The 10,791-nt window shown below is 25.9% G+C and carries 12 protein-coding genes; 1 reads left to right on the plus strand and 11 read right to left on the minus strand.

What is annotated here, in order from left to right:
- Nucleotides 1-38 precede the first annotated feature (38 nt).
- From pduL to G3997_RS08330, 7 genes are all read right to left on the minus strand, one after another.
- On the minus strand, nucleotides 39-608 hold the full coding sequence (gene pduL, locus G3997_RS08300; RefSeq protein WP_296645325.1) for a phosphate propanoyltransferase: 570 nt from the start codon (nucleotides 606-608) through the stop codon (nucleotides 39-41).
- A 201-nt stretch (nucleotides 609-809) separates the two neighbouring features.
- Nucleotides 810-2,069, minus strand: coding sequence for a 3-phosphoshikimate 1-carboxyvinyltransferase (aroA, locus tag G3997_RS08305; protein ID WP_296645326.1), 1,260 nt, complete (start codon nucleotides 2,067-2,069; stop codon nucleotides 810-812).
- Nucleotides 2,062-3,204 (minus strand): 3-dehydroquinate synthase, encoded by a 1,143-nt coding sequence (gene aroB, locus G3997_RS08310; protein ID WP_296645327.1) that lies wholly within the window; start codon nucleotides 3,202-3,204, stop codon nucleotides 2,062-2,064. Before aroB ends, aroA begins: the two co-directional genes overlap by 8 nt.
- A complete protein-coding gene (gene aroC / locus G3997_RS08315) occupies nucleotides 3,192-4,361 on the minus strand; it encodes a chorismate synthase (RefSeq protein ID WP_296645328.1) in 1,170 nt (389 codons plus the stop codon). The genes aroB and aroC overlap by 13 nt, the downstream gene beginning before the upstream one ends.
- A 37-nt stretch (nucleotides 4,362-4,398) precedes the next feature.
- Nucleotides 4,399-4,992 (minus strand): flavodoxin family protein, encoded by a 594-nt coding sequence (locus G3997_RS08320; RefSeq protein ID WP_296645329.1) that lies wholly within the window; start codon nucleotides 4,990-4,992, stop codon nucleotides 4,399-4,401.
- Between the two features lie 12 nt (nucleotides 4,993-5,004).
- Entirely contained in the window at nucleotides 5,005-6,786 is a 1,782-nt protein-coding gene (locus tag G3997_RS08325) for a GAF domain-containing SpoIIE family protein phosphatase (protein WP_296645330.1), read from the minus strand.
- 22 nt (nucleotides 6,787-6,808) lie between these two features.
- Nucleotides 6,809-7,282, minus strand: a complete 474-nt coding sequence (locus G3997_RS08330; protein WP_296645331.1) for a hypothetical protein — start codon at nucleotides 7,280-7,282, stop codon at nucleotides 6,809-6,811.
- Between the two features lie 114 nt (nucleotides 7,283-7,396).
- On the opposite strand from G3997_RS08330, the gene G3997_RS08335 reads away from it, so the two are divergent.
- Nucleotides 7,397-7,870, plus strand: coding sequence for a hypothetical protein (locus G3997_RS08335; protein ID WP_296645332.1), 474 nt, complete (start codon nucleotides 7,397-7,399; stop codon nucleotides 7,868-7,870).
- 43 nt (nucleotides 7,871-7,913) lie between these two features.
- Here the strand turns inward: G3997_RS08335 and G3997_RS08340 are convergent, their stop codons facing one another.
- From G3997_RS08340 to G3997_RS08355, 4 genes are all read right to left on the minus strand, one after another.
- Complete coding sequence (locus tag G3997_RS08340; protein ID WP_296645333.1) at nucleotides 7,914-8,084, minus strand: hypothetical protein; 171 nt, start codon at nucleotides 8,082-8,084, stop codon at nucleotides 7,914-7,916.
- A 137-nt stretch (nucleotides 8,085-8,221) separates the two neighbouring features.
- Nucleotides 8,222-8,443, minus strand: a complete 222-nt coding sequence (locus G3997_RS08345) for an alpha/beta-type small acid-soluble spore protein (RefSeq protein WP_296645334.1) — start codon at nucleotides 8,441-8,443, stop codon at nucleotides 8,222-8,224.
- Between the two features lie 102 nt (nucleotides 8,444-8,545).
- Nucleotides 8,546-9,772 carry an NAD(P)/FAD-dependent oxidoreductase gene (locus tag G3997_RS08350; protein ID WP_296645335.1) on the minus strand — a complete coding sequence of 409 codons (1,227 nt, stop codon included), beginning with the start codon at nucleotides 9,770-9,772 and terminating at the stop codon, nucleotides 8,546-8,548.
- A gap of 25 nt (nucleotides 9,773-9,797) precedes the next feature.
- Nucleotides 9,798-10,694, minus strand: coding sequence for a phosphatase PAP2 family protein (locus G3997_RS08355; RefSeq protein WP_296645336.1), 897 nt, complete (start codon nucleotides 10,692-10,694; stop codon nucleotides 9,798-9,800).
- Nucleotides 10,695-10,791: the final 97 nt, after the last annotated feature.

Here is a 10,791-nt window from a genome sequence, read left to right on the forward strand (position 1 = left end):
CTTAAATAATTCGTTCTTTTTATTATAAATATCTATAATTATTCAGCTATTAATTCTACTTCTTCACCATTTCTAACACCTGCAGCATTTCCTTCTTCAACGTCTACATGCATTTCTAAAGCGAAGTTAGCATTAGCTCTAACTAATACATTTTCGAATACTACTGCTCTTGGTCCGAAAGTTCTAACTTTTACTATTTGCTTATCTTCTACACCAAATCTAGCTGCATCTTCTAAACTCATATGTATATGTCTAGAAGCAACTATAACACCTTCTGATATTTCAACTTCTCCTGCTGGACCTACTAATTTTATTCCTGGAGTTCCTGCTATATCACCAGATTCTTTTATTGGAGCTTTTACTCCTAAAGCAAATCCATCTGCTAAAGATATTTCAACTTGTGTGTTAGGTCTAGCTGGTCCTAAAACTCTAACTCCTTTTATAGTACCTTTAGGTCCTACTAAGTCAACTTTTTCTTCACAAGCATATTGTCCTGGTTGAGATAATGGTTTAAAATGAGTTAACTCATGTCCTGCACCGAATAATGCTTCTATGTCTGCTTGGCTTAAGTGAACATGTCTATTAGATAATGCTATTGGTAATTTCATCTTAAATTCCTCCTAATCTTATGTATACATGATACATTATATATAATATTTAACAATAAATCAAATGATTTTATTATCTTTATTAGCTAATAAAATCATTCATATATTTTGGTAATTCAATATATTTATTTTAAAAAATTATTTATATTATTTTAATAATTTTAATCTATTTTTATACTTTTTTAATTTTGTAATTTATTGTTATTTAGATAATTTCTTTATAAGGTCAAAATATCCAGGAAATGATATATTTATACAGTCTTCATTATCCAAAATAATTTTTCCATCAGATATTAAGTTTAAAGTTGAAAATGCCATTGCTATTCTATGATCTTTAAAGGTAGTTATATTTCCACCATTTAATTTAGCCTTTCCTTTTATTATCATACCATCTTCTAACTCTTCTATATCTGCACCTAATATTTTTAAGTTATCTACCATAGCTTTTATTCTATTGCTTTCTTTTACTTTTAGTTCATGTGCATCTTTTATTATAGTAGTTCCTTCTGCTTGTGTAGCAAGAACTGCTATTACAGGAATTTCATCTATAAGTCTAGGAATTATATCTTTATCTATTGTAGTTGCATATAAATTAGGACTATATCTAACTAATAAATCTCCTACTAGTTCTCCGCCAACTAATCTTTCATTTATTATTTCTATATTTCCATTCATATTCTTAACTACATCTATTATCCCAGTTCTTGTTTCATTTAACCCAACATTTTTTATAATAACTTCTGAACCTTTAGTTATTAGTGCTGAAACTATTATAAAAGCAGCTGATGATATATCTCCAGGTACATATATATCCTGGCTAAATAACTCACTTACTGGATTTATACTTATTTTTAAATCTTCTACATTTATGTCTGCTCCAAATGACTTTAACATTATCTCTGTATGATTTCTACTTCTAGTTTTTTCATGTATAAAACTAGTATCATTTGCATAAAGACTAGCAAGTATTAAAGCTGACTTTACTTGAGCTGATGCCACAGGCATATGATAATCTATAGATTTTAGATTTCCACCATATATTTTTATAGGTGTATAGTTTGCATCATCTTTTCCTTCTATATTACATCCCATAAGTCTTAATGGATCCGTTACTCTTTTCATAGGCCTTTTACCTATAGAGTTATCGCCAATTAAAGTTGCATCAAAATTATTTCCTGCAAGTATTCCCATCATAAGCCTTATTGTAGTTCCCGAATTTCCTACATCTAATATTTCATTAGGTCTTTGAAGTCCATATAGTCCATTTCCTTTAACATATACGTCTTTTCCATCTATTTGTATATCAACCCCCATTTTTCTAAAACAAGATATTGTACTTAAACAATCCTCGCCCATTAAGAAGTTGCTTATTTTATTATGACCTTTTGATATTGATGAAAACATTATAGCTCTATGCGATATAGATTTATCGCCTATAAGTTCAAAGCTTCCTTTAAGCATTATTTGCCCCCTTTATTATGTTTAATATTTCATATTCATCTATATTATCAATAATTTCAACTTTTCCAATTCCTATTGGGAGTATTAAGTTTATTTTTCCAAAACTATTCTTCTTATCATTTTTCATTATTTCAAGTATTTCTTTATTTATTTTATCCTTATCTTCTTCTGAAATTTTATTATCTTCATCTATATTTATATTAAATGTTAATGGTAAATCAAACTCTTCGCATATCTTTGTAAACTTATTATAATAACTTTCATCTATATAGCCTTTTTCTAATGATAGCTTAAATGCCATGTTCATACCTATACTTACTGCTTTTCCATGGCTTATTTTACAAAGTTTTTCAACTCCATGACCAAAGGTATGTCCAAAGTTTAATATTTTTCTAAGTCCACCTTCTTTTTCATCCTGAGAAACTATATCCGCTTTTATCTCTATACATTTTTTCACTACATATTGTAGAATTTCATTATCTTTATTAAGTATTTTCTCAACATTATCTATAAGATAATCTAAGAAATCATAATCATATATTATGCTGTATTTTATAACTTCTGCCATTCCAGATATAAATTCATCATGTGGCAATGTTTTTAGTGCATCTATATTTATATAAGTAAATTTAGGTTGATAGAAAGTTCCTATTATATTTTTTAAGTTTCCTATATTTATACCTGTCTTTCCACCTACAGATGAATCTACTTGAGCTAGTAAACTTGTTGGTATTTGACAAACATCTATCCCTCTCATGTATGTAGATGATATAAAGCCTGCTAAGTCTCCAACTACTCCACCACCTAAAGCTATTATAAGTGATTTTCTAGATAAGTTTATTCTTATACAATACTTTATTATTTCTTCATATACTGATAAAGATTTTGAATCCTCACCAGCTGGAACTATATATTCATAGACCATTTTTATTTTTATGTTATTTATAAAATTATCAAGCTGATGTTTATAAACATTATTGTCGCTTATAATTAGTACTTCATCATATATTTCATTTATATTAATTTTAGTTAAATCTTCAATATTTTTCTTATTAAACTCATAAACTGATTCTGTAAAATTATTATAACTAGTATCTATTACTATATTACAAACATTATTTATTATTTTTTCCATCCTCTATCTCCTAACCTTTTTACATAAGAGTTATAATTTGATTTTAAATCAGCTAAATTATCCCCACCTATTTTATGTAGTAAATATTTACATATAACAAATGCAACTACATTTTCACAAACAACACTACAAGCTGGTACTGCACAATTATCCGAACGTTCAATACTTGCACTATAATTTTCTAAGGTATTTATATTTATAGAATTAAGAGGCTTGTAAAGAGTTGGGATTGGTTTCATAGCACATCTTATTAAAACTTCTTCTCCAGTTGTCATTCCCCCTTCTATACCACCTAATCTATTTGTTTTTCTTTGAATTCCACCTTCAGTGTCATAATATATTTCATCCATTACAGAAGAACCTGGATTATTTGCAACATCAAATCCTATACCTATTTCTACACCTTTTATAGCTTGTACACTCATTAGGTGCATTGCTAATTCCCCATCTATTTTTTTATCAAATTGAGTATATGACCCTAGTCCTGGTATTAAGTTTTTAACTCTTATTTCAACTATACCACCTAATGTGTCACCTTCGCTTTTTACTTTATCTATTTCTTTTATTATTTTTTTTTCAACTTCTTTATTTACGCATCTAACTTCACTTTTATCTACATTTTCTTTTATGTAATCAAATTCATAAATATTATTATCTTTTATACTTCCAATTTGAACTACATGTGAAGTAAAATCTATATCAAAATTTTTTAAAACTTGCTTACATATTGCACCTACTGCTACCTTACTTGCAGTTTCTCTTGCACTTGATCTTTCAAGAACATTTCTAGCATCTGTAAAATCATATTTTAAACATCCAACTAAATCTGCATGTCCTGGTCTAACATTATTAACTTTTTTAGTTTCAAAGTCTACATCTTCTATTGGATTCATATATGATATCCAATTTTCATAATCCTTATTTTTTATTTCTATAGATATAGGTCCACCTAAAGTTATTTTACCTCTAACTCCACCTAGGATATTTATCTTATCCTGCTCTATTTTCATTCTTCCACCACGACCATATCCACCTTGTCGCTTTTTTAATTCAGCATTTATTTCATCTATATTTAATTCAATATTTGCAGGTATTCCATCTAATATTGATATTAAGCTTTTTCCATGTGATTCTCCACTTGTTAAGTATCTTAACATAAGTTCCTCCTTATTTTTTTGCTTAAAAAGAGCTTGTTTAATCAAGCTCTTTTATATCATTTATATAATTATTTAAATTTTCATTTAGTATATTTTTAAACTCTGTATTTTCTTCATAAGTTAATTTATCTGTACTATTTAAATAAATATTATACTTTAATTTATTATTTACACTTTTAAAGAAAAAGTCCATTACTATTTGTCCACCCATAAATTGAGTTTCATATGGTGTAGAGCCTCCTACTGCAATATACATTCCTATTCTATTTTTATTTCTATCTATTGAAGGTTTTTTTAATATGTATTTACTAGCATAAATTGCTTGTGTTCTATCTACAAGTGTTTTTAATTTTGCAGTTATAGAATCAAAATTAACAGGACTTATAACTATAACGCCCTTAGCTTTATCAAACATTTCATACATAGGTGTCATATCATCTTTAAATTTACAATATCCAGTTTTTTCACAAAAACCACATGCTGTACAATATTCAATATTCATATCATAAATATTAAATATTTTATTGGATATATTATTTTCAGTTAAAGTTTTTGATATTTGCTCAGATATTTTAAAACAATTTTTATTTTTTCTTGGACTTCCGTTTATTATTAAAATCTCTGTACTCATGTTTTTCTCCCCTTAGTTATTTTTAAGCATAACTATTAATATATCATCATCATAATTTTCTTTTTCTGAAAACTTTTTAATTTCAGCTTTTAAATTTTCTACTATAAGTTCTTGACTATATGTATAGTTTTTTTGCATAAAACTTTCTAGTCTTGATACTCCGTATTCTTCTTTTAATTTATTTTTTATTTCTAGTATTCCATCTGTATACATACAAACCATACTGCACTCATCTAAATGTAATACATTATTTTCATATGTTACATTTTCTAAAACACCTATTGGTATTCCTTTTTTACAATTTAAATCTCTCTTTATTGACGCATCTTTTTTTATTACAATTGGGCTATAATGTCCTGCATTAGATATAGTTATTGTATTTTTTTTAGTATCAATCATACCTACTAAACAAGTAGTGAATATTCCCATTTTATCAAATTCATCATATAACATATCATTTAAATTTGTCATTATTTCACCTGGAGAATTACAAGTTCTTGCAAGTACTTTAAATGCACCTTTTATAATTGCTACTACATAGTTTGAAACTATACCATGCCCCATTACGTCAGCTAATATACATACTATTTTTTCATCATCTAGTTTAAGTGCAGAATAAAAATCTCCACCTACTACCTTAGCTGGTCTATGATAAAAATTCAATTCATTGTCTAGTCCATATTTTATTTTACTTTCATTCATTATAAGTTTTTGCTGTTTATTCAATACATCTAGTTCATTCTCAACAATTTTATGCTTTATTTCAACTAAATTGTATTGATATAATTTAAGTGCTACAGAAAGTTGCCTTGCTAGTATACTTAATATATTCAAATCATCTTCTGTATATTTAGAGCTATTTGCACATACTATGTAACCTATAACAGATTTACTATCTTTGTCTTTAATTTTATAATATATATAACTATTTATTTCTTTGTTATCTAATTTATTTTCATTACAATATGCACCTATAGAATCTTGAGATAATATTTTTCCTATTGTAGGATATATATTAGTTTGATTTTTTCCTTCTATACTATAACAACTAAATATTTTTTTCTTATCTTTTGATTTTTCGGTTATTATTATAGCCTCTTTACTATTTGTTACATGACAGGCTTGTTTACTTAAATGATCTAAAAATTCACTTATATTATTATTAAAATAAAGTTTCTCAGTTGCTTCATTTATAGAGCTAATAGCACCTCTTAACTTAAGTACTAACATGTGATTATTATTATTTTTCATAGTTATATCAATAGATAAACTTATAAGAGATGCAACTGATGATATAAAATCTATATCATACTGATTTATTTTATCTTCATTAGTTAAAAAACAAGTCATAAATCCAACTACATTATAATTTACAACTAGAGGAAATACAATCCGTCCAACATATCCTTCTGTTTTAGCTAATTCTCTTTCATCTATAGCTCTTTCATCCTCAAATATATTTTCTATATAAATTATTTGTTTTTTTTCTACTGCTTCATGTATATATCTTGGATATTCATTAAAATCTATTCTAATTCCTCTTGGAGTTTTCACATCATATAAATCTGGTACCTTATCTAAAGTTTCCGAACATACTAAATATGCATACTTATAGTTATTATTATAAAATAAGTTCACACATGATTTAGTGGGGTGAACTACCTCAAGCATTTTTTCTATTATTTTATCTTTTATCTCAAAAAAGTTTAATGATTGAGTTACCATAGTTGATATATCAACAAGGTTTTTCATTTTATAATTTTCCATATTATCAAACATCATATCAAACATCATAGCACTCCCCCTATTTAGTCATTTATTTAATATTACTATATATATCTTTTATAGTAAATAAAAAAACAACTGTAAAGCTAAGTACTATTGCCCAATTAAACTTTGTTGTAATTCCTAGTATCAAAAAAATTATAAGTATATTTATACCGGATTTACCTTTTTCACTTAATATATCTAATGTGGGAAATTCTATATTATCTTTAAAGTTTTTTATCTTATCTAAAACGTGTTTCTCTAAGCTTTTTTTATAAACAATATATAAAAATTCTATCAAAAATACACCTATACCTAGTATTGTATTAATCTCAAATGATAATATAAGTATAGTCAAACCTAACATAAATTTTATAGATTTTAAGGCTATATTATCTATTTTAAAAGTTAAATTTTTTATTCCTTTATATTCATCCTTTAAAGAGTATTCTCCTTTAGGCATTTTTTTCATATTACCTTTTACAACTTCAGAATAAAAAAGCTTTATTAAGCCGTTAATCATATCAAAACCTCCAAATTTATTTTATATTTCTAATTTTTACAATTATATTATTTTTTATACTTGACAATAATAAAAATAGTGAGTTTTCTAAACATATAAAAAAGGGGTGTTTTCATGCAAATCGATCAACTAGATCTAGAAACTCGTAGTAAAATTTACAACTATACAAAAAAAGTACTTAGAAAATATCAAAAAGGAATTACAACAGGAAAATTAACAGCTGATAAATTTGTTGAAAATATTTTATCTAATGGATTTATAAGTGATATATTAAATGAAGATATATTATCTGAAAATGAATTTAAGGAATCATATACATCTTACATAGCAAAACTAATAGATATCCAAAATGAAAACTTATCTGAAAGTAAAAAGAAGAGATTTAAAACTACTCCAGAAAAACCTAGTATTCCTCAAAGGATAAAGCTTAAAAATTTACTTGATTCATCTGGATATGCATTATCAATTCCTCTTGAGTATTTAAACAGTTGTGATGTCGATGGTATTATAAAATATATAACTACGCAGTCTATAGATTTAGGTAATGAAAGAATTTATAACTATGTACATAAAACCAATTTAAATTAAAAAGAAGTCTTTCGACTTCTTTTTAANTTTTTCTATATAAMTYTTATCCTAAAGCTTTTTCTAGCTTTGATAGATGTTGTATAGGATAATATTTTAATAATTCTCTAAATTGTGCTACTGATAATCCTTCTGTTGTTGTGTAAATACGTATTTTTTCATCTAAGTCTGCATTTATGAATTTAGTTTTTATTTCTTCAAAGTTAACTCCAGCCATATGTATCACTACTCCTTATATATATATTCTTTTGTATTTTGTCCATAAAAAAATATTTTATTACCATGAAATAAATAATAGCCCTATAAATTTATAGGGCTATCTCTATTATTACACTGTAATTATTATTGTNNTTATTATTGTTGTTGTTTACCAGCCATTTGTTGTTCAGCCATTTCAACTAATTTTTTAGTCATGTATCCACCTACATATCCATTTTCTCTAGCTGTTAAGTTTCCTTTGTCCATTTGTTGGTAGTTACTCATACCTAATTCATTAGCTATTTCTAATTTCATTTGATTTAAAGCTTGTTTAGCTTGTGGAACTACTTTTTGATTATTATTGTTGTTGTTTGACATTGTTGATTACCTTCTTTCTAAATAATTTTGTTTCTTGGTAGTATTATATGGACTTTAATATTTTTAATTCTCGGTAATCTTTTACATTTGTACAATATTCTACTAACAATAATATCCCGCTAAATATCCTGTTGAAAATGCTATTTGAAGGTTAAATCCTCCTGTATATGCATCTACATCTATAACTTCTCCAGCAAAGAAAAGACCTTCTATTAACTTAGATTCCATAGTACTTGAATTTATTTCACTTACCTTTATTCCACCAGAAGTTATTATAGCTTCTTCTATTGGTCTATATCTTTTTACTGTTAAAGTTATATTCTTAAGTAAATGAACTAAAGATTTTCTTTGTTCTCTTGATATTTGATGAACTACTGTATTTTTATCTATTTTACTTAGGTTTATTATTATTGGTATTAATTTTTTAGGTAATAAATCATCTAGTGCATTTTCAAATTTCTTGTTAGTGTACTTTTGAAAATCTCTTTGAATTCTTTTATCTAATTTTTCTTCATCTAGTGCTGGTTTTAAATCTAATACTATTTTGTAATTTTCTTTAGTAGTATCCTTCATTCTACAACTAGCTGACTTTATAACCGGTCCATCTATTCCGTATTTTGTAAATTCAAGTTCTCCAAAATCATCATATATTTTTTTATTTTTACTATTGTATACACATATTGCAATATTTCTAAGAGATAATTTACCAATGTCTTTTACAAATTCCTCTTGTACTTCCATTCCTATTAATGATGGTTTAGTTTCTATTATCTTATGCCCTAAACTCTTTGCAAATTTATATCCATCACCTGTTGAACCAGTTAAAGGATAACTAAGTCCTCCTGTTGCAATTATTACACTATCACATAGTATTTCCTTTTTATTATCTAATATTACTTTTTCTACTTTATTTTCTTTGGATATTATCTTATCTACTTTAGTGTTAAGAAGTATTTTTACTTTTTGGCTTTTTACCATTTTTTCAAGGGCATTAGCTATGTCATGTGCCTTATCACTTGCAGGGAATACCCTCTTTCCCCTTTCAGTTTTTGTCTCTACTCCAAGTTTATTAAACATTTCAATAACATCTGTATTTGTAAATGTATAAAAGGCACTATATAAAAACTTTCCGTTAGTTGGAACATTTTCTATAAGTTCTTCTATATCACAGTCATTAGTTATATTACATCTTCCTTTTCCTGTTATAAGTATTTTTCTTCCGACTCTATGATTTTTCTCTATTAAAGTTACATCTAATCCTCTATTTGCTGCAGTTGCTGCTGCCATCATTCCTGCTGCTCCTGCTCCTATTACAACTACTTTTTTCAAATTGTCACACCTCTATTTTTTATTTTTAATCAAGTTTCACTACTTTAAATAATGCAGGTACACCTGCTATTGCATATAAAGATACTATTAAGTATTTTATCGAACTAAGTATTGCATTTTCTGGCATTACATAATCTAGTACTAAATATAAAAATCCTAGAGTAATTATACCTAATATAAATCTATATGCACATTTAACTATATAATTTTTATTGTTATTTACTTTATAATTAGAATCCTCTTCATTCTTATAATCATTTATAGTTTTAAATTTTATAAATTTATCTTCAATTATATATCCTATTATTAAACCTAATAATAGTCCTAAAATCTTTAGATATGATTCACTTTTTAATATAAAAATAAATAATATAAATRGTATTAAAACTAAAAATAATATTTTATAATTTTTACTTTCATCTACTATATCAAATAATTTAGCAAATATCACTGTAAAAACTATTCCAAATATCCAACCAAATATTACATCTACTGGCCAATGAACTCCAAGATATAATCTTGATATACCTACGCCTAATATTATTATTGTTCCTAATATATAAATCAATTTTTTCTTAAATATAATCATTAAAGTAGACCAAAATGTAGTTGCTGTTTGTGTATGTCCACTTGGAAAAGAATATCCTGTTGCTGTTTGAGTTCTTAAAGACTCAATTCCTGCTACACCTATTGGTCTAGGTTCTTTTACAAATTCTTTTATACCTGTATTTATAACTATATTTGGTATTAATGTAAATAGTAGTTTTTGTCCATATTTTTTATTTATACACCAGTAAGTAATAGCAGTTAAAAGAATTATTACTGGCACTTCTGTACTTATTGTTAGTATTAGAAATAATGCATTTAATATTGGTGTTCTAATACCTTGAAAAAATTTAAGTATATTAAGTTGAAAATTCATAGTTATCCTCCTTATATTTACATATTATATAATTATACACCTTTACGATGTATATAATAATATATATTTTTTGTTACTTAAAATAGTATAAAATACT

Origin of the sequence: Romboutsia sp. 13368, from assembly GCF_018336475.1 — a bacterium.
In the GTDB taxonomy this organism is placed as follows: Bacteria; Bacillota; Clostridia; order Peptostreptococcales; family Peptostreptococcaceae; genus Romboutsia.